At 65.9% G+C, this 18,820-nt stretch carries 18 protein-coding genes; 14 read left to right on the top strand and 4 right to left on the bottom strand.

All coding sequences use genetic code 11. From position 1 onward, the window contains the following. Positions 1 to 4 precede the first annotated feature (4 nt). On the bottom strand, positions 5 to 1,120 hold the full coding sequence (locus NCR35_RS10355) for a regulator (protein WP_250534289.1): 1,116 nt from the start codon (positions 1,118 to 1,120) through the stop codon (positions 5 to 7). A gap of 213 nt (positions 1,121 to 1,333) precedes the next feature. Here NCR35_RS10355 and NCR35_RS10350 point away from each other — a divergent pair, with 213 nt between their 5' ends. The 9 genes from NCR35_RS10350 (at position 1,334) to ftsB (ending at position 12,280) form a co-directional block, all read left to right on the top strand. Further along, on the top strand, positions 1,334 to 2,587 hold the full coding sequence (locus NCR35_RS10350) for a lipoprotein-releasing ABC transporter permease subunit (RefSeq protein WP_250534288.1): 1,254 nt from the start codon (positions 1,334 to 1,336) through the stop codon (positions 2,585 to 2,587). Then, positions 2,580 to 3,293 carry a lipoprotein-releasing ABC transporter ATP-binding protein LolD gene (gene lolD, locus NCR35_RS10345; protein WP_250534287.1) on the top strand — a complete coding sequence of 238 codons (714 nt, stop codon included), beginning with the start codon at positions 2,580 to 2,582 and terminating at the stop codon, positions 3,291 to 3,293. Before NCR35_RS10350 ends, lolD begins: the two co-directional genes overlap by 8 nt. A 24-nt stretch (positions 3,294 to 3,317) precedes the next feature. Then, complete coding sequence (locus NCR35_RS10340; RefSeq protein ID WP_250534286.1) at positions 3,318 to 4,106, top strand: TatD family hydrolase; 789 nt, start codon at positions 3,318 to 3,320, stop codon at positions 4,104 to 4,106. A gap of 84 nt (positions 4,107 to 4,190) precedes the next feature. Further along, positions 4,191 to 6,710, top strand: a complete 2,520-nt coding sequence (locus NCR35_RS10335) for a ComEC/Rec2 family competence protein (protein ID WP_250534703.1) — start codon at positions 4,191 to 4,193, stop codon at positions 6,708 to 6,710. 28 nt (positions 6,711 to 6,738) lie between these two features. Continuing rightward, on the top strand, positions 6,739 to 7,542 hold the full coding sequence (locus tag NCR35_RS10330) for an alpha/beta fold hydrolase (protein WP_250534285.1): 804 nt from the start codon (positions 6,739 to 6,741) through the stop codon (positions 7,540 to 7,542). A 158-nt stretch (positions 7,543 to 7,700) separates the two neighbouring features. Further along, positions 7,701 to 9,395: a CTP synthase gene (pyrG, locus tag NCR35_RS10325; protein ID WP_250534284.1), complete on the top strand. Its 1,695-nt coding sequence runs from the start codon at positions 7,701 to 7,703 to the stop codon at positions 9,393 to 9,395. Next, positions 9,392 to 10,246 (top strand): 3-deoxy-8-phosphooctulonate synthase, encoded by an 855-nt coding sequence (gene kdsA / locus NCR35_RS10320; protein WP_250534283.1) that lies wholly within the window; start codon positions 9,392 to 9,394, stop codon positions 10,244 to 10,246. Before pyrG ends, kdsA begins: the two co-directional genes overlap by 4 nt. A gap of 166 nt (positions 10,247 to 10,412) precedes the next feature. After that, complete coding sequence (gene eno / locus NCR35_RS10315) at positions 10,413 to 11,696, top strand: phosphopyruvate hydratase (RefSeq protein ID WP_250534282.1); 1,284 nt, start codon at positions 10,413 to 10,415, stop codon at positions 11,694 to 11,696. A 119-nt stretch (positions 11,697 to 11,815) separates the two neighbouring features. After that, positions 11,816 to 12,280, top strand: a complete 465-nt coding sequence (gene ftsB / locus NCR35_RS10310) for a cell division protein FtsB (RefSeq protein ID WP_175944209.1) — start codon at positions 11,816 to 11,818, stop codon at positions 12,278 to 12,280. 80 nt (positions 12,281 to 12,360) lie between these two features. On the opposite strand, the gene NCR35_RS10305 is transcribed toward ftsB, so the two are convergent. The 3 genes from NCR35_RS10305 to NCR35_RS10295 all read right to left on the bottom strand — a co-directional run bounded on the left by NCR35_RS10305 (position 12,361) and on the right by NCR35_RS10295 (position 14,393). Continuing rightward, entirely contained in the window at positions 12,361 to 12,708 is a 348-nt protein-coding gene (locus NCR35_RS10305; RefSeq protein WP_250534281.1) for a hypothetical protein, read from the bottom strand. A 149-nt stretch (positions 12,709 to 12,857) separates the two neighbouring features. After that, positions 12,858 to 13,808, bottom strand: a complete 951-nt coding sequence (hslO, locus tag NCR35_RS10300; RefSeq protein WP_244846795.1) for an Hsp33 family molecular chaperone HslO — start codon at positions 13,806 to 13,808, stop codon at positions 12,858 to 12,860. Between the two features lie 60 nt (positions 13,809 to 13,868). Further along, positions 13,869 to 14,393: a gamma carbonic anhydrase family protein gene (locus NCR35_RS10295; RefSeq protein WP_244846794.1), complete on the bottom strand. Its 525-nt coding sequence runs from the start codon at positions 14,391 to 14,393 to the stop codon at positions 13,869 to 13,871. Positions 14,394 to 14,578: 185 nt separating this feature from the next. On the opposite strand from NCR35_RS10295, the gene NCR35_RS10290 reads away from it, so the two are divergent. The 5 genes from NCR35_RS10290 (at position 14,579) to NCR35_RS10270 (ending at position 18,819) form a co-directional block, all read left to right on the top strand. Continuing rightward, positions 14,579 to 15,427, top strand: coding sequence for a ferritin-like domain-containing protein (locus NCR35_RS10290; protein ID WP_250534280.1), 849 nt, complete (start codon positions 14,579 to 14,581; stop codon positions 15,425 to 15,427). Between the two features lie 49 nt (positions 15,428 to 15,476). After that, positions 15,477 to 16,361, top strand: a complete 885-nt coding sequence (locus NCR35_RS10285; protein WP_250534279.1) for an alpha/beta fold hydrolase — start codon at positions 15,477 to 15,479, stop codon at positions 16,359 to 16,361. Between the two features lie 88 nt (positions 16,362 to 16,449). Then, complete coding sequence (locus tag NCR35_RS10280) at positions 16,450 to 17,280, top strand: 3',5'-nucleoside bisphosphate phosphatase (protein WP_250534702.1); 831 nt, start codon at positions 16,450 to 16,452, stop codon at positions 17,278 to 17,280. A gap of 146 nt (positions 17,281 to 17,426) precedes the next feature. After that, positions 17,427 to 18,056: an L-threonylcarbamoyladenylate synthase gene (locus NCR35_RS10275; protein ID WP_244846791.1), complete on the top strand. Its 630-nt coding sequence runs from the start codon at positions 17,427 to 17,429 to the stop codon at positions 18,054 to 18,056. Positions 18,057 to 18,153: 97 nt separating this feature from the next. After that, the gene (locus NCR35_RS10270; protein WP_159836517.1) at positions 18,154 to 18,819 is read left to right on the top strand and encodes a site-2 protease family protein; all 666 of its coding nucleotides are present in this window, start codon (positions 18,154 to 18,156) and stop codon (positions 18,817 to 18,819) included. The last annotated feature ends 1 nt before the right edge of the window (position 18,820 follow it).

Here is an 18,820-nt window from a genome sequence, read left to right as displayed (position 1 = left end):
AGCCTTATTCGATGAGAAGCGCCGCGATCGGCCGGCGGCGCCAGAACTTGCGCAAGTCGCCGCGCGTGACCGACAGCGTGACCGAGCCGGTATCGCCGCATAGCGTGAGACGCAGGCGCTTGAGCGAACCGCTCGATAGCGCATCGAGCGCCGGCGCGAACCACGCGTCTTCGAGCGTCTTCAGCGCGGCGTTCCAGCGCGCCCAGTCCTGTTCGATGAAAGGCGCGGAGAACGGGTCCAGTTCGACGAGCGTCGCGCCTTCGCCGCCGTCTTTCGGAAGCGCTGCAAACGACTCCGGCGGCGTCGACGGTTTCACGCCCGAAGCCAGCGCGAGGCCGCGCGTGGCGGCGGCATCGGACATCACGGCGGCGAACGGGCGCGTGACCGGACGCATCGCGCCTTGTCCGTGCAGCCAGATCGAATTGATCGGCGGCAGTCCGCGCGATTCGCGCTCGACGTTCAGCGGGTGCTCGAACCACGCCATCTGCACTTCGTTCTGCAGCTTCATCCACGGGCGCGAGCGTTCGCCGGTGCGGGCTTCGTGCGGCAGCCAGATTTCGATGTTGCGTCCCGCCGCGCGCAACGGCGACGCGCCCGCGAGCGAGCCGAGCGCATCGCCCGATACGTACCAGCGCAGCGGCGTGGGCGCCTGCACGGCGAGCCCCAGGTCTTCGATGACCGGCCGCGCGGTGTCCAGCAGCGCGCGCGCTTCTTCGGTGCGCACGCCGAGCGTGGCAGGATCGATCAACACGAGATGATCGTGCGCGATGCGGACATGAACCGGCTCGATGCAGGCCCAAAGGGCGGCGTCCCCGGCATCGGAGGCGCCGGGATCGCCGCCATCGGCGAGGAGCATGTAGGGCGCGAGCGGGGCGTCGTCGGCATAACGTTGGCCCGCGTTCGGCGAAGCGAGCCCAAAGCGTTGCGCGATCCAGCGTTCGTGCGGCAGCGTGCGCTGAAAGTCTTCGCCGATCACGCGTTCTTCAAGCGTCGCGCGGGCGAGCAGCATGTCGAGCGCCGCGCTTTCCAGTCCGTGCAGCGCGGTTGCGGCGTCCGCCGCCGAGGGCAGGGCGAACGGCAGCAGAAGGTGAAGGTCGGGAACGGGCATGATGGTCGGCATTGTAGGGCAAAGCGCGATGCGTGATCGGCGCGGGCGCGATGCGCCGAGCGCTGCACGACCCGCGCTTGTTACGGCGCCGACCTGAGGTGTGGCAAACTTTCGCAAATTTCGCGGCGCGCGGCGAATGGACCTGTCATGCGCCGCCATCAACGGGCGATTTAGCGCGGCATTCCTCAAGCGCCGTCGCGCAGAAACAGCAGAGAAAGGATTCGCTTGAAACTTCCGTACGAATGGCAGATCGGCTGGCGCTACACGCGCGCCAGCAAACGCACTACAGGCAACGGCTTCATCTCTTTCATCGCGCTCGTGTCGATGGCGGGCATCGCGCTCGGCGTCGCCGCGCTGATCGTCGTGCTCTCGGTCATGAACGGCTTTCAGAAGGAAGTGCGCGACCGCATGCTCTCCGTGCTCGCGCACGTCGAGATCTTCTCGCCGACCGGCTCCATGCCCAACTGGCAACTGACCGCGCAGGAAGCCAAGCGCAATCCCGAGGTGATCGGCGCGGCGCCCTATGTCGAAGCGCAGGCGCTGCTGACGCGGCAAGGCGCGGTGAGCGGCGTCGCGCTGCGCGGCGTGGAACCGTCGCTGGAGCCGGAAGTGTCGGATATCGGCAAGGAGATGCGCGCGGGCAGGCTCGCGGACCTCGTGCCCGGCGAGTTCGGCATCGTGCTCGGCGCCGATCTCGCGACCAACCTCGGCGTCATGACAGGCGACAAGATCACGCTCGTCGCGCCCGAAGGCACCATCACGCCTGCGGGCATGATGCCGCGCCTCAAGCAGTTCACGGTCGTCGGCATCTTCGAATCCGGTCATTACGAATACGATTCGACGCTCGCGCTCATTTCTATCCGCGACGCCCAGGCGCTCTTTCGCCTGCCCGCGCCGACCGGCGTGCGCCTGCGCCTGAAAGACATGCAGCGCGCGCCCGAAGTCGCGCGGCAACTGTCGCACACGCTCTCCGGCGAACTTTATATCCGCGACTGGACGCAGCAGAACAAGACGTGGTTCTCCGCCGTGCAGATCGAAAAGCGCATGATGTTCATCATTCTCACGCTGATCATCGCGGTGGCGGCGTTCAATCTCGTGTCGTCGCTCGTCATGACCGTCACCGACAAGCAGGCCGATATCGCCATCCTGCGCACGCTCGGCGCGCAGCCCGGCTCGATCATGAAGATATTCGTGGTGCAGGGCGTGACCATCGGCTTCATCGGCACGGCGCTCGGCGTGTCGCTCGGTTGCCTGATCGCGTGGAGCATTCCGTGGCTCGTGCCGATGATCGAGCATCTGCTCGGCGTGCAGTTCCTGCCGCCTTCGGTGTACTTCATCAGCGAACTGCCGTCCGAGCTCGTGCCGGGCGATGTCATGAAGATCGGCGTCATCGCGTTTTTGTTGTCGTCGCTCGCGACGCTCTATCCGAGCTGGCGCGGCGCGAAGGTTCGTCCGGCGGAGGCGCTGCGCTATGAGTGACCTGATTCCGGCAAACAATATCGTGCTGCAGGCGTCGGCCATTTCGAAGGCGTTCGTTCAGGGCGGCTCGAACGTGCAGGTGCTCGACAACGCGCAACTCGAAATCTATCGCGGCGAGAAGCTCGCGATCGTCGGCGCGTCCGGTTCCGGCAAGAGCACGCTCCTGCATGTGCTCGGCGGCCTCGACGAGCCGAGCGCGGGCAAGGTCTCGCTGCTCGGCAAGCCGTTCACGGAGCTGAAAGAGAAGGAGCGCAACGAACTGCGCAACCGCGCGCTCGGCTTCGTGTACCAGTTTCATCATCTGCTGCCCGAGTTCACCGCGCTCGATAACGTCGCGATGCCGCTGCGCATTCGCCGCATGAGCGAGGACGCCGCGCGCAAGGAAGCGATGGGCATGCTGGAGCGCGTCGGCATCGCGCATCGCGCGAAGCATCGGCCGGGCGCATTGTCGGGCGGCGAGCGGCAGCGCGTGGCGATAGCGCGCGCGCTCGTCACGCGTCCGGCATGCGTGCTCGCCGACGAGCCGACCGGCAACCTCGACGGCGGCACCGCCGATACGGTCTTCAACTTGATGCTGGAGCTGTCGCAGACGCTGGAGACGAGCTTCGTGATCGTCACGCACGATCCCGATCTCGCCGCGCGCTGCGACCGCATCATGCGTCTGCGCGACGGCGTGCTGCACGAAGAGCCGCCGGTGCCGGTCTAAGCGCCGCGCGCCTCGGAGGACGCCATGTGGATCGACACGCACTGTCACCTCGATGCCTCCGAGTTCGACGCGGACCGCGACGCCGTGGCCCGCGCGGCCAACGATGCAGCGGTGACGCGCATCGTCATTCCGGGCGTCGAGCGGTCGAACTTCGATATGGTGCGCGCGTTGGCGCATCGCATCGAAGGCGGCGCGTATGCGCTCGGCATCCATCCGCTATTCACGCCGCGCGCCACCGAGGACGATCTTCGCGTGCTGCGCGAGCAGATCGCGGCGAGCATGGATGATCCGCGCTTCGTCGGCATCGGCGAGATCGGGCTGGATTACTTCGTGCCGACGCTCGACGACGCGCGACAGCAGTTCTTCTACTACGAGCAATTGAAGCTCGCCCGCGAGTTCCAGTTGCCCGTGATCTGCCACGTGCGCAAGTCGCAGGACAGGGTGCTGAAGGGCCTGCGCGTGCACGACATCCATTGCGGCATCGCGCATGCGTTCAACGGCAGCTTCCAGCAGGCCGAGGCGTTCATCGCGCAGGGCATGCGGCTCGGGTTCGGCGGCAATCTGACGTTCGAGCGGGCGCGGCAGATCAGACGGCTCGCGGCCGATCTTCCGCTCGATGCCATCGTGCTCGAAACCGATGCGCCCGATATCGCGCCCGCCTGGCGCTACAAGGGCCGTAATACGCCGGATCAGGTCGCGGGCATCGCGAGGGTGCTTGCGCAGTTGCGCGGCATCGGCGAAGACGCGCTTTCACTAGGCACAACGGCTAACGCGCACGCCGCGCTGCCCCGGCTCGCACTCGCGGCTTCATAATCGCTCACGGTTGCATTTGCTTCGGATCACTGATTTTTTATCCGAGCGGATGCGTTTTGCGTGACGATAGAAGAGAGCAGAGGCGTGCGGGCGGTGTTGCTGTGTTTTGCGTTGGGCGTTGCGTGGTTGCAGCAACAGGCCGTGTTGCCGGGTGTCGGCGGCTGCGCGGCTTGCTTCGCAATTGCTTGCGTGGCGGCGTGCGTCGGTTGTGTGCTGCGCGGGCGGCGGCGTATCGTGGCTTTCGCGATTGCCGCCGCTGCAATCGGCTTCGCCTACGCCGCCGTGCGCGCCGAAGTGCGCTTGCAGCAGCACTTGCCGGTCGAGTTCGAGCAGCGCGATATCGAACTGACCGGCTTCGTGCGCGGTCTGCCTGAGCCGCAAGCGGAAGGCACGCGCTTTCTCTTCGAAGTCGAGTCGAACGGCGCGGGCTTACGCGATTTCCCGCGCATCGTGAGGCTGCTTTCGATGCCTTCTGCGCTGCCAGCGCTCGTGGCGGGTCAACGCTGGACGCTCACGGCGCGCCTCAAGCGTGCGCACGCCAACGCGAACTTCTCGTTGCGCGATGGAGAAGTGAGTTTGCTCGAACGCGGCATTCGCGCGACCGGCTCCGTGTCCGCCAGCCGGCCTGCGCGACGCCTTCGGGGCGATGCGATCGGACCGTGGCTCACGATAGACCGGTGGCGCGCGCGCATCCGGCAGCGCATCGAAACCGTACTCGCGGATGCGCCGCATCGCGGGATCGTCGTCGCCCTGGCAGTGGGCGCGCAGGATTCCGTGAGCGATGCCGACTGGGCCGTTTTGCGCGCGACCGGCACGAGTCATCTCGTCGCCATCTCCGGCCTGCATATCGGCTTCGTCGCGGGGCTTGCGGCGTTCATCTGCGGCTTCGTATGGAAGCGCATTTGCTTGCGTGGCGTGCCCGCGCCGCTCGTCGTGGCAGCGCCGAAAGTGGCGGCACTCGGCGCGGCGTCGTTCGCGGCGTTTTATGCCGCGCTCGCGGGCTTCAACGTGCCCGCGCAGCGCACCTTGTGGACGCTCGCGGTGTTCGCCGTCGCGTTCGTCGGCGGGCGGCGGCCGGCGGCGTCGCTCGTGCTCGCGTGGGCGCTCGCGTTCGTGCTGATCGGTGACCCGTGGGCGGTGACATCGCCGGGGTTTTGGCTCTCGTTCGTCGCGGTAGCGGCGATTCTGCATGCCATCGCGGCTTACGGCAGACGGGCCAAGAAAGCGCCGCCCGATGACACCGACGACTGGCTCGCGGGCATGGAGGCGCGTGATCCGGTGCTGCCGGATGACGGCGCGTCGAGCGAAGCCGTCGCTGATGCGCCGTCGCGTAAGCCCTCGCGCTCGCTGACAAGCGCGTGCCGCCGCGCCGTCATGAAGCTGCGGCAGCACATCGCATCGAGCGCACGCGTCCAATACGCCGTCACGCTGTCGCTCGCGCCGTTGACAGCCTACTGGTTCTCGCAGATCCCGCTCGTCGGCCCGCTCGCCAATGCGTTCGCGATTCCCTGGATCAGCTTCGTCGTGACGCCCGCGACACTCGTCGGGCTGATCCTTCCCGCACCGCTCGACGTACCGATGCTTCACCTAGCGCACGGCGCACTGTGCATCCTCTTCGACGCGCTCGAACGTCTAGCCGACGCAGGCCCCGCATGGTCGCTCTGGCGCTTGCCGCAGCCCGGCATGTTCGCGCTGGCCGCATCGCTCGCGGGCGCGGCGTGGGCGCTCGCGCCGCGCGGCTGGCCGCTGCGCTTCGCCGTGCCGCTCACGTGGCTGCCGCTTGTCGTGCCGGCGTCGAGCGGCGTCGCACAAGGGGCGTTTCGCGTGACCGCGCTCGATATCGGACAAGGCTCGGCGCTCGTCGTCGAGACAGCGCGGCACACGCTGCTTTTCGACGCCGGCCCCGGCCCCGAGTCGACGCACGCGGGCGAGCGCATCGTCGCGCCGTATCTGCTTGCAACGGGCGTGCATTCGCTGGATGCGCTCGTCGTGAGCCATTCCGATTCGGATCACGCCGGCGGCGCGCCCGCAGTGCTGCAGGCGGTCCCGGTGCGTCAACTGCTCGCGTCGCTGCCCGCAAGCCATCCGCTCTGGTCCGATGCAGAAAAGCGCGGCGGCGACACGCTGCGTTGCGTCGCCGGCCAGCACTGGATATGGGACCGCGTGGACTTCCGCGTGGTATGGCCCGACCCCGGGCCGCTCACGGGCACGCCCAATCATCAGGCTTGCGTGCTGAAGGTGACGAACGCAGCGGGGCGCGCCGCGCTGTTCACGGCGGATATCGAAGCCGACGTCGAACGCACGCTCCTCGCGCGCGACCGCACCGCGTTGCGCGCCGACGTGCTGATCGTGCCGCATCACGGCAGCCGCACGTCATCCACCGAGCCGTTCCTCGATTCGGTTGGGCCGCTCGCCGCGGTATTTCAGGTAGGCTATCGCAACCGATTTCACCATCCGAATCCCACGGTGTACGCGCGCTACCGGTTGCGCGACATCGCGCTCACGCGCAGCGACGAGGACGGCGCAGCGCGCATCGACATGGGCGAGGAGATCGTGCTCGATCGCTACCGGCGAACGCACGCGCGTTACTGGATGGGGCGCTGAAAACAATACGACGAGAACGAGGAGCCGCTTGAAGGACATCATCCATTTCTCGCACGCGAACGGCTTTCCGGCGTCCACTTACCGCACCGTGTTTGCCGAACTCGCGGACGACTACGAGATCCGCAGCATCGAACGATACGGGCACGATCCGCGCTTCCCGGTCACGCAGGGCTGGCCGCATCTCGCGGATCAACTGATCGAGGACATGAGCCGCTACCGGCAAGACAAGCATCCGAAGGTGTGGCTCGTCGGGCATTCGCTCGGCGGCTATCTTTCGCTGATGGCGGCGCAAAAGCGCCCGCAGTGGGTGAAGGGCGTGGTCATGCTCGATTCGCCGATCATCGCGGGATGGCGCAGCGGCCTGCTGCGCGCGACGCAATGGACCGGACTCGACGAACGCCTTTCACCCGCGGCCGCGACGAAAAAGCGCCGCACGCACTGGGCGAGCCGCGACGAAGCGTGGCGGCATTTTCGCGCGAAGCCCGCGTTCGCGCGGTGGGACGAGCGCATGCTGGCCGACTACATCGACTTCGGCATTCCGCAGACGCACGCCGACGGCACGCGCACGCTCTCGTTCGACCGGCACGTCGAATATCTGATCTATCGCACGTTGCCGCACACGCTCGGCGCGCGCTTCGCGCACGGCGCGCCGGTGCCGGTCGGCTTCGTCGCGGGCACGCATTCCACCGAAGTGCGGCAGGTCGGACTGCGCATGACGCGGCGCATCGCGGGCGGGCATTTCGAATGGATCGAAGGCAGCCATCTCTTTCCAATGGAGCGCCCCATCGAGACGGCGCGCGCCATTCGGCGGCTGCTTCACGCGATGAGTTGATCGCTCTCGAAAGGGCGCGAGCGTGGAGGGAAATGGTGCGCGTGGATAGCACGAAAAAGCACCGAAAAGCGGATCGGGAAGAGTGATTCGGGCGCGTCGGCCGCTGGGTCGCGGACGGCCTTTACGGTATAATCCGTTTTTCCCGCGAGCATCTAGCGATGACCAAATATGTATTCGTCACCGGCGGCGTAGTTTCTTCCCTCGGCAAGGGTATTGCCGCCGCCTCCCTCGCCGCGATCCTCGAATCGCGCGGTCTGAAAGTCACCCTCCTCAAGCTCGATCCCTACATCAACGTCGACCCCGGCACGATGTCCCCGTTTCAGCACGGCGAAGTGTTCGTGACGGAAGACGGCGCGGAGACGGACCTCGACCTCGGCCACTACGAGCGCTTCATCAGCACGAAGATGCGCAAGGCCAACAACTTCACCACGGGCCAGATTTACGAATCGGTGATCCGCAAGGAACGCCGCGGCGAGTATCTCGGCAAGACGGTGCAGGTCATTCCGCATATCACCAACGAGATTCAGGCGTTCGTCGAGCGCGGCGCGGCTGCGGCCACGTGCGGCCAGCCGGATGTCGCGATCGTCGAGATCGGCGGCACGGTGGGCGACATCGAATCGCTGCCGTTCCTCGAAGCCGCGCGTCAGATGAGCCTGCGCATGGGCCGCCACAGCGCCTGCTTCGTGCACCTGACGCTCGTGCCGTTCATCGCCACCGCGGGCGAACTCAAGACGAAGCCGACGCAGCACAGCGTGCAGAAGCTGCGCGAAATCGGTATCTATCCGAACGTGCTCTTGTGCCGCGCGGATCGCCCGATTCCAGACGACGAGCGCCAGAAGATTTCGCTGTTCTCGAACGTGCATGAGGAAGCGGTCATTTCGGTGTGGGACGTGGACAGCATCTACAAGATTCCGCAGATGCTCAACGACCAGGGCCTCGACGAAATCGTCTGCAACGAACTGAAGCTATCGCCGAAGCCGGCCGACCTGAAGATGTGGTCGGACCTCGTCGAGAAGCTGGAGAATCCGAAGCACGAAGTGACCATCGGCATGGTCGGCAAGTACGTCGAACTCACTGAGTCGTACAAGTCGCTGATCGAGGCGCTGCGTCACGCGGCCATTCATACGTCGACCAAGGTCAACATCGAATATATCGATTCCGAGCAGATCGAAGCCGAAGGCGCCGATGGCCTGAAGCACCTCGACGCCGTGCTCGTGCCGGGCGGTTTCGGACGTCGCGGCACCGAAGGCAAGATCAAGGCGATCCGCTATGCGCGCGAGTCGAAGACGCCGTATCTCGGCATCTGTCTCGGCATGCAGCTCGCGGTCATCGAGTTCGCGCGCGACGTCGCCGGCCTCGCAGATGCGAACAGCACCGAGTTCGATTCCGGCACCACGAACCCGGTCGTCGCCCTCATCACCGAGTGGTACGACCGCGCGGGCCGCATCGAAAAGCGCAGCGAAGAGTCGGACCTGGGCGGCACCATGCGCCTCGGCTCGCAGAAGTGCCCGATCAAGCCCGGCACGATGGCCGAGCGCATCTACGGCACGGATGTGAACGAGCGTCATCGTCACCGTTATGAAGTCAATAACCGTTTCGTGCCCCAGCTCGAAGCGGGCGGCCTTATCATCAGCGCCCGTACGCCGAGCGAGGACCTGCCCGAGATGATGGAGTTGCCGCAGTCGATGCATCCGTGGTTCGTCGGCGTGCAGTTCCACCCCGAGTTCACCTCGACGCCGCGCGACGGGCATCCGCTCTTCAAGGCGTTCGTCGAAGCGGCGCGCGCGCACAGCATCGCGGCGGGCGGCGAGAAGGCCGCGCCGGTCGCGGCAACGGCGGGAGCACAGGCATGAAGCTCTGTCACTTCGAAGCGGGACTCGACCAGCCGTTCTTCCTGATCGCGGGCACGTGCGTCGTCGAATCCGAGCAAATGACGATCGACGTCGCGGGCCAGCTCAAGGAAATCACGCAGAAGCTCGGCATTCCCTTCATCTACAAGTCGTCGTACGACAAGGCGAACCGCAGTTCGGGCAAGTCGTTTCGCGGCCTCGGCATGGACGAAGGCTTGCGCATTCTCGGCGAAGTGAAGAAGCAACTCGGCGTGCCGGTTCTCACTGACGTTCACGCCGAGCATGAGATCGAAGCGGTCGCATCGGTCGTGGACGTGTTGCAGACGCCCGCGTTCCTGTGCCGTCAGACCGACTTCATCCACGCGTGCGCGCGTTCGGGCAAGCCTGTGAACATCAAGAAGGGCCAGTTCCTCGCGCCGCACGACATGAAGAACGTGATCGACAAGGCGCGCGACGCCGCGCGCGAGGCGGGGCTCTCGGAAGACCGCTTCATGGCGTGCGAGCGCGGCGTGTCGTTCGGCTATAACAATCTGGTGTCGGACATGCGCTCGCTCGCGATCATGCGCGAAACCAAGGCGCCGGTCGTGTTCGACGCCACGCACTCGGTGCAGTTGCCGGGCGGGCAGGGCACGAGTTCGGGCGGCCAGCGCGAGTTCGTGCCGGTGCTGGCGCGCGCGGCGGTCGCCACGGGCGTCGCCGGGCTGTTCATGGAGACGCATCCCGATCCGGCATGCGCGAAGTCGGATGGTCCGAACGCGGTGCCGCTCGCGCGCATGGAATCGCTGCTGACGACGCTCATCGCGCTCGACCGTGCGGTGAAGAGCGGACCGTTTCTCGAAAACGACTTCAACTAAGGCCTGTGCGCAGGCTGTTCAGGCTGCGTCACAGGGCGAACGAGCGCCGCAGTGAACCGGCCGCGCGCCGGAAGGTCTGAGCCAGGCCAACGAAGCGAGGCCAGTGCTGAGAAGGCTGGCCGCTTCGATCGTGACTGACAGAATTCATCGTCAATTTGAGGAAACCATGAGTGCTATCGTAGATATCATCGGCCGCGAGATTCTCGATTCGCGAGGCAATCCGACCGTCGAATGCGACGTGTTGCTCGAATCGGGCACGATGGGCCGGGCCGCAGTGCCGTCGGGCGCATCCACGGGTTCGCGCGAGGCCATCGAACTTCGCGACGGCGAAGCCGGCCGCTACGGCGGCAAGGGCGTGCTGAAGGCAGTCGAACACATCAACACCGAGATCTCCGAAGCCATCATGGGCCTCGACGCCTCGGAACAGGCTTTCCTCGACAAGACGCTGCTCGAACTCGACGGCACCGAGAACAAGTCGCGCCTCGGCGCCAACGCGCTGCTCGCCGTGTCGATGGCCGTCGCCAAGGCTGCCGCCGAAGAAGCCGGCTTGCCGCTGTACCGCTATTTCGGCGGCTCCGGCGCCATGCAGCTGCCGGTGCCGATGATGAACATCGTCAACGGCGGCGCGCACGCGAACAACAGCCTGGACATTCAGGAATTCATGATCGTCCCGGTCAGCCAGCCGACGTTCCGCGAAGCGCTGCGTTGCGGCGCGGAAGTGTTCCATGCGCTGAAGAAGATCCTGTCTGATCGCGGCATGAGCACGGCAGTCGGCGACGAAGGCGGCTTCGCGCCGAACTTCGGCAGCAACGACGAGTGCCTGTCGACCATTCTGCAAGCCATCGAGAAAGCCGGCTATCGCGCGGGCGAAGACGTGCTGCTCGCGCTCGACTGCGCGGCGAGCGAGTTCTACCACGACGGCAAGTACCAGCTCGCGGGCGAGGGCCTGCAACTATCGTCGGGTGAATTCAGCGACTATCTCGCGACGCTCGCCGACAAGTTCCCGATCGTCTCCATCGAAGACGGCATGCACGAAAGCGACTGGGACGGCTGGAAGACGCTGACCGATCGCCTCGGCAAGAAGGTGCAACTCGTCGGCGACGATCTTTTCGTCACCAACACGCGCATTCTGAAGGAAGGCATCGAGCGGGGCATCGCCAGCTCGATTCTCATCAAGATCAACCAGATCGGCACGCTGACGGAAACCTTCGCCGCGATCGAAATGGCCAAGCGCGCCGGTTACACGGCGGTCATCTCGCACCGCTCGGGCGAGACGGAAGATTCGACCATCGCGGATATCGCGGTCGGTCTGAACGCCGGCCAGATCAAGACCGGTTCGCTGTCGCGCAGCGACCGCATCTCGAAGTACAACCAGTTGCTGCGTATCGAAGAAGACCTCGGCGATATCGCAAGCTATCCCGGCAAGTCGGCGTTCTATAACTTGCGTTAAAAGTCCTCGCTAAAGCTTTCGCCGCTTTAGTCGATAAGGACGTTGATCTTATCTTCTGCCCGCCGCCCCGGCCTCGTGTCGAACGAGACCGAAGGGCGGCGCTTATTTCGGCTACGTGAATGCGGCTTGTAACTGTCGTTCTGGTCTTGTTGCTGGCGCTGATCCAGTACCCGCTCTGGTGGGGACACGGCGGCTGGCTGCGCGTGCATGAATTGCAGCAGCAACTCGCGCAGCAGACGGACAAGAACACGAACCTGAAGCTGCGCAACGAACGTGTGCAAGGCGAAGTGCAGGACCTGCAAAGCGGCACCGCCGCCGTGGAAGAGCGGGCGCGCTATGAAATGGGCATGGTGAAGGACAGCGAGGTGTTCGTGCAGTTCGTCGCGCCCAATTCGACCGCGCCTGTCAACTCGGCGAACGTGCCGGGCATGAACGGCTCGACGCGCGGGCAGGTATCCGCCGCGCCGTTGCGCGTGGTTCCGAATCCGGTGTCGCGTTCGAAGCAGGAGTTGCGCGATCTGGATCGCAAGGCGCGCAAGGATAAAGCCGCCGAAGCCAAGAAAAAGCAGGGCGCAGGCGGGTGATTTGAAGCACTCAGCAGGCAAAGAAAAAAATGGCGCAGTCGTGATCGACTGCGCCATTTTTTTCGTTCCGCGCACGCGGCTTACCACCACGTCCCGATGCCGACGCCCGTGCCCCAGTAAGGTCCGCCCCAGCCGCCGCTCGAATAGCCGCCGTACACGCTGATGGGCGGCGTGTAATAGCCGGACATCATCTTCGCGTTGTTGCCGACAGTCGCGGCTTGCTGCGATTCGTTCAGCGCCTGCTTGTCGATCTCGTTGTAGCGCTGCATCTGCTCTTCGGGCGTCAGCGTCTGCTGCGCCGTCGCCGGCGTGCTCGGCAGACGGCTGTAGATCGGCGATGGCCCCGGCGGATCCATCATGCAGCCGCTAACGAGCAGCGCGGCGGCGGCACACGACGAAAGTTTCAGCACTAGCGATGCGGTTTTCATTTGCGACCTCCAGCCGGTCGGACAACTAATCGAGCATCAATCATAGCGCGCGGCGCGTGCTCCGAAACCCGCTGGCCGCGCGATCGCTCGGGCCGGCCGGCGCTTGTCCGGCGCGCGCAGAGGCCCGCCGGACAAGGCATCGAAGGCGATCAGTGCCGCTGATCCGATGCCGGACTCACGCCCTGCGACAGCTCCTTTGCGACAAAAAGTTGCGCAACGTCGACCGGGTCGAACTCGTAGCGTTGATTGCAGAACTCGCAGTGCACCTCCACGCTGCCGCGTTCTTCGATCACGCTGTCCACCTCTTCGCGCCCGAGCATCTTCAGCATGCCGCCGACTTTTTCGCGCGAGCAGGTGCACTGGAAGCGCGCCGGCGCGGGCTCGAAGTGCTGCACGTTCTCTTGCCAGAAGAGCCGCCGGAACACGGTTTCGGGATCTTCCTTCAGCAGTTCCTCGTTCGACAGCGTGCTGCCGAGATGACAGACGCGCTGCCACGTATCGGAGTCGTGCTCGCCCGGATGCGGAACGATGCCGCCATCGCCCGGCAGCTTCTGCAACAACATTCCGACGGCGCGGTCCGTGTTCGCGGCGAGCCACAGGCGCGTGTCGAGCTGCTCCGAATGATGCATGTACTGTTCCAGCACCTCGGCCATCGACGCGAGCGGTCCGTGCTCGCCGGACAGCGGCACGATGCCCTGATACGGCTGCTGGCCGGGCTTCTTGTCGGACGGATCGAGCGTGATGACGCAGCGCCCGTGACCGTTGCGGTTGAGCAGTTCCGCCAGCGGCATGTCGTCGCGAAGCGTGCTTTCCGCGCCTTCCGCGAGCTTGGCCGTCGCGCGCAGCGTCAGAGCCGAGCTGCATTGCACGACCAGCATCTTCACCGGACCGTCGCCGTAGATCTGCATGATGAGCGTGCCGTCGAACTTGAGGTTCGCCGAGAGCAGGGCGCACGCGGCCATCATCTCGCCGAGCACGTTGCGCACGGCCGTCGGATACGCGCGCCGCGCGAGCACTTCCTGCCACGTATTGCGCAGCGAAACGATCTCGCCGCGCACCGGCGCCGCGTTGAACATGAATTTCTGCAACTGGTCGTTCACAACTCTTCCTTGGGTGTTGAGGCGGAACGCGCCGCTCTGCGTCTCGCGCAGCGCCGCCGTTCAGCCGATGCGCACGAGCTGCGCCTTATAGTATTCGCGCCGGTCGGCATAACTCGCCGTGGCCGCGCGCATGCGGGCGATGTCCGCCTCGCCGATCTCGCGCACCGCCTTCGCGGGCGCGCCGAGAATCAGCGTGTTGTCGGGAAAAACCTTGCCTTCGGTGACGATCGCGCCCGCGCCAACCAGACAGTTGCGGCCGATCACCGCGCCATTCAAGACCACCGCCTGAATCCCGATCAGCGACCCTTCGCCGACGGTGCAGCCGTGCAGCATCGCCTGATGGCCGACCGTGACGTTCGCCGCAATCGTCAGCGGAAAGCCGGGGTCGGCGTGCAGCACCGCGCCTTCCTGCACGTTGCTGCCGCGGCCGACGACGATCGGCTCGTTATCGCCGCGCAGCGCCGCGCCGAACCACACGCTCGCGTTTTCTTCGAGCGTGACGCGGCCGATGATGGTCGCGGTATCCGCGAGAAACACGCTTTCGTGAATGGTGGGGGCGTCGTCGCCGAGTTTGTAGATCGCCACGGTGTCTCCTCTGGCTTGCGTCTTCGATGATGGATGCCGGCCGCGCGACGCTAGAATGCGCGTCTCTGCTCGTCTCTGCGCCTGCGCCGGCGCTATAGTTGCGCGATGTTTTGCCTGCCGGATCATTATTTTAGCCGTTTGCGGCATTTCGCCGCCGGGCCTTCCTTTTCCGATCAGCCGCTGTCATGCCGAATCTTCCCCCGCCCGCCGATTTTCCGTGCGACACGTTCTGCGCGCGTCGCGCGGCGCTCGCGATTCTGTGCGAGCGCGAGCCGGTCGCGAAGGCGGAACGCGCTCGTTCTCTTTACGGGAGCGTGCGATCCGGCGCGTTGCCGGTCGATCCGGCGCTCGCGCTCGACGATCCCGCCGATCTGCCGGGACGCCCGGCGCGGCCGGAACTCGTCGAGCCTTCGTCGCTGAAGCGCCGCGGCATGCAGTCGGAAGCCGGGCGCGCGGTGCTGCTGCACGCGCTCGCGCATATCGAATTCAACGCGATCAACCTCGCGCTCGACGCCGTGTGGCGCTTCTCCTCGATGCCCGCCGATTTCTACGTCGACTGGCTCAAGGTCGCTGCCGAAGAAGCGCATCACTTCTCGCTGCTGCGCGCGCGTCTCGCCGAATTCGGGCACGCTTACGGCGACTTCCCCGCGCACGACGGACTCTGGGAAATGGCCGAGCGCACGCGCGGCGACGTGCTCGCGCGCATGGCGCTCGTGCCGCGCACGCTGGAGGCGCGCGGGCTCGACGCGTCGCCGCCCATCCGCAAGCGGCTCGCGCAGGCGGGCGATCACGCGTCGGCGGCCATTCTCGACGTGATCCTGCGCGATGAGATCGGCCACGTGCTGATCGGCAACCGCTGGTTCCGCTTTCTCTGCGACGAGGCTGCGCTCGATCCGCACACGACGTATGAACGCCTCGCCGAGCAGTATCACGCGCCGAAGCTGCGCGGCCCGTTCAACCTCGAAGCGCGCCGCGACGCCGGTTTCGACGAGGCCGAGCTTCGCGCGCTGGCGGGACTCGACGCTTCGGCATAGCGCTATACTGAACGGTCATCCTTTTTCACGAATTTCCCCAAGGCGGACCATGAAAGAATCGCGCTCCGAGTTCGTCGATGCGCGCGGCGTGCGTCTGCACGTGCGCCGCTGGGGCTCGCCCGACGCGCCCATGCTGTTCATGCTGCACGGCTGGATGGACGTCGCGGCGTCGTTCCAGTTCGTGGTCGACGCGCTCGCGGGCGACTGGCAAGTGCTCGCGCCCGATGCGCGCGGCTTCGGCCTGTCGGACTGGCCGGTCGCGCAAAAGGGCGGCGGGCACTACTATTTTCCCGACTATCTCGCCGACCTCGACGCGCTTCTCGACCATTACGCGCCGACCGGGCAGGTTGATCTGGTCGGCCACAGCATGGGCGCGAACGTCGCGCTGCTCTACGCGGGCGTGCGGCCGGCGCGCGTGCGGCGCGTGGTCGATCTCGAAGGCTTCGGACTGCCGGCGACGCGTCCCTCGCAGGCGCCGGGCGCGCTCACGCGCTGGCTCGACGATTTGCGCGCGCCGCCGCCATTGCGCCCCTACGCGAGCCTCGACGAAGTGGCCGACCGGCTGATCCGCACGAATCCGCGTCTCGCCCGATCGCGGGCGCGTTTTCTCGCGCAGCACTGGTCCCGGCAGGAAGCGGACGGCGCGTTCCATCTGCTCGCGGACCCGGCACACAAGCTGCGTAGCCCTGTGTTGTATCGCCTCGACGAGGTGATGGCCGTCTGGTCGCGCGTGCAGGCGAAAGTGCTGCACGTGGAGGCGGAAGCCTCGCCGACGCTCGCGAGCTTCGCGGGCTCGATGCCCATCGCCGAGTTCAAGACGCGCTTCGCCGCATTCCCCGACTGGCGCGAGGAGATTGTCGGCGATGCGGGACACATGATTCATCACGACCAGCCCGAGCGCATCGCCGCGCTGATCGAGGCGTTCTGCGCGTGACGGCTGGGCGTGCGCTGGCCGCTGGCGGTCATCGCGGTAAGCGTTGTTCCATGCCGTTCAAGTAAAATGACATTCCATGAAGCCGACCATTAACGCCGATCTGCATTGCCACTCCACCGTCTCGGACGGCCAGCTTTCGCCCGCCGAAGTGGCGGCGCGCGCGCATGCTGGCGGCGTCGAAATGTGGTCGCTGACCGACCACGATCAGCTGGGCGGACAGCGCGAGGCGCGCGAGGCGGCCGAGGCGCTCGGCATGCGCTATCTGCCGGGCGTCGAGATTTCGGTGACCTGGGCGTCGCGCACGGTGCATGTGGTCGGCATGAACGTCGATCCGGAGAATCAGGCGCTCGTCAACGGCCTTGCCTCGACGCGCAACGGACGCGCCGCGCGGGGCGTGGCCATCGGTGAGGCGCTCGCGGCGGTGGGCATTCCGAACGCGTACGAAGGCGCGCTGCGCTATACCGACGACCCCGACATGATCTCGCGCACGCATTTCGCGCGCTTTCTCGTCGACGAAGGCTACGCCGAGACGACCTCCGACGTGTTCGCGCGCTATCTCGGCGACGGCAAGCCGGGCTTCGTCGGCCATCGCTGGGCCAAGCTCTCAGATGCGATGCAGTGGATTCGCGACGCAGGCGGCGAGCCGATCATCGCGCATCCGGGCCGCTACGACTACACGCCGGTCGAGTTCGCCGCGCTCTTCGACGAGTTTATCCAGTTGGGCGGCAAGGCCATCGAAGTCGTGACCGGCAGTCATACGCCCGACCAGTACCGCGAGTACGCTGAAGTCGCGCGCCGTTACGGCTTCGAGGCGTCGCGCGGTTCGGACTTTCACGGGCCGGGGGAAGGGCGCGTCGATCTGGGCCGGCTTCCGCCGCTGCCCGAGGACCTCACGCCCGTCTGGGCGCGCTGGCTGTAACGTCTCGGCGCGTGGCTTGGCGCCCCCGCACGGTCCATTGCTCACCGCATCTTTAGCACCTAAGGTTTTGGCCCAGCGTCGCGCGCGCCCCCTCAACCCCGACGCGAAACCCTCCACCGGCAAGAACGACACAACAAGGCGTCCCCATGTCCCAATTCTTTCGTATTCATCCGGATAATCCGCAGCCGCGTCTGATCAATCAGGCGGTGCAGATCATCAAGGACGGCGGCATCGTCGCGCTGCCGACCGATTCGAGCTACGCGCTCGCCTGCCATCTCGACGACAAGACTGCCGTCGAGCGGCTGCGCCGCATTCGCGGCATCGACGACAAGCAACTGCTGTCGCTGCTCGTGCGCGATCTGTCCGAGCTCGCCAACTTCGCGATGGTCGACAACCGGCAGTATCGGCTGATCAAATCGGTCACGCCGGGGCCGTACGTGTTCGTGCTCCAAGCGACAAAGGAAGTGCCGCGCAGGCTGTCGCATCCGTCGCGCAAGACCATCGGGCTGCGCGTGCCGGATCACGAGATCACGCTCGCGCTGCTCGGCGCGCTCGGCGAGCCGCTGCTCGCCTCCACCCTGATCCTGCCGGGCGAGACCGAGCCGCTCAACGACGCCGAGGAAATCCGCGAGCGGCTGGAAAAGCAGATCGACCTCGTGATCGATGCGGGCGCGTGCCCGGCCGAGCCTTCCACGGTGATCGACCTGACGGGCGGCGAGCCGGTGCTGGTGCGCGCGGGCCGGGGCAGTCTGGAGCCGTTCGGCCTGGCGGCGTGAGCGCGGCCTTCCGGCTGCGCATTTCGGAAGCCAGAAACGCCGCGCGCCAGCCGCGCCGCGCCTGCCGACGCCTGCCCGCTTGATACAATAGCGCCCTATGGATCCTTCCCTGATACAAACCATCGCGGTCTACGCGCTCCCGGTGATCTTCGCGATCACGCTGCACGAGGCCGCGCATGGCTACGCCGCGCGCCTGCTCGGCGACAACACGGCTTACGTGCTCGGCCGCGTTTCCATGAACCCGATGCGCCACATCGACCCGATCGGGACCATCGTCATTCCCATCGTGCTGTATTTCGTGACCAGCGGCGCGTTCATGTTCGGCTACGCGAAGCCGGTTCCGGTCGCGTTCGGCAATCTGCGCAATCCCCGCTGGGGCGGCCTGTGGGTCGCGGCGGCGGGTCCGGGCAGCAACTTCGTGCAGGCGCTCCTGTGGGGCGTGCTCGCGGTGCTGCTCGCCGCCTTTCATGTCGATGAACCGTTCTTCACGCGCATGGCGGCAGCAGGCGTCGGCGTGAATCTGGTGTTCGGCGTGCTCAATCTCTTTCCGCTGCTGCCGCTCGACGGCGGGCGCATTCTGTCGGCGCTCTTGCCGGTGCGCGCGTCGCTTGCATTTCAGAAGATCGAGCCGTACGGTTTCTGGATCGTGATGGCGCTCATCATGACCAACGCGCTGACGCGCTTCTGGCTCGGCCCGCTCGTGAACGTGGGCTACGCGGCGGTATCGGCCATTCTGAATCCCTTCGCTTCACTCTTTCCCTAAG

The sequence above is a fragment of the Caballeronia sp. AZ10_KS36 genome, assembly GCF_023631105.1.
Classification (GTDB): domain Bacteria; phylum Pseudomonadota; class Gammaproteobacteria; order Burkholderiales; family Burkholderiaceae; genus Caballeronia.
Note: the sequence above shows the minus strand (reverse complement) of the source record. Positions and strands in the feature narration are given on the sequence as shown.

What these genes read in the sequence shown, in the direction of transcription:
- NCR35_RS10340 (WP_250534286.1), top strand. Translation starts at nt 3,318, where the DNA reads ATGTGGATCGACACGCACTGTCACCTCGATGCCTCCGAGTTCGACGCG.
- NCR35_RS10290 (WP_250534280.1), top strand. Translation starts at nt 14,579, where the DNA reads ATGCCGAATCTTCCCCCGCCCGCCGATTTTCCGTGCGACACGTTCTGC.
- NCR35_RS10355 (WP_250534289.1), bottom strand. Translation starts at nt 1,120, where the DNA reads ATGCCGACCATCATGCCCGTTCCCGACCTTCACCTTCTGCTGCCGTTC.
- kdsA (WP_250534283.1), top strand. Translation starts at nt 9,392, where the DNA reads ATGAAGCTCTGTCACTTCGAAGCGGGACTCGACCAGCCGTTCTTCCTG.
- NCR35_RS10275 (WP_244846791.1), top strand. Translation starts at nt 17,427, where the DNA reads ATGTCCCAATTCTTTCGTATTCATCCGGATAATCCGCAGCCGCGTCTG.
- eno (WP_250534282.1), top strand. Translation starts at nt 10,413, where the DNA reads ATGAGTGCTATCGTAGATATCATCGGCCGCGAGATTCTCGATTCGCGA.
- lolD (WP_250534287.1), top strand. Translation starts at nt 2,580, where the DNA reads ATGAGTGACCTGATTCCGGCAAACAATATCGTGCTGCAGGCGTCGGCC.
- NCR35_RS10270 (WP_159836517.1), top strand. Translation starts at nt 18,154, where the DNA reads ATGGATCCTTCCCTGATACAAACCATCGCGGTCTACGCGCTCCCGGTG.
- NCR35_RS10305 (WP_250534281.1), bottom strand. Translation starts at nt 12,708, where the DNA reads ATGAAAACCGCATCGCTAGTGCTGAAACTTTCGTCGTGTGCCGCCGCC.
- pyrG (WP_250534284.1), top strand. Translation starts at nt 7,701, where the DNA reads ATGACCAAATATGTATTCGTCACCGGCGGCGTAGTTTCTTCCCTCGGC.
- ftsB (WP_175944209.1), top strand. Translation starts at nt 11,816, where the DNA reads ATGCGGCTTGTAACTGTCGTTCTGGTCTTGTTGCTGGCGCTGATCCAG.
- NCR35_RS10285 (WP_250534279.1), top strand. Translation starts at nt 15,477, where the DNA reads ATGAAAGAATCGCGCTCCGAGTTCGTCGATGCGCGCGGCGTGCGTCTG.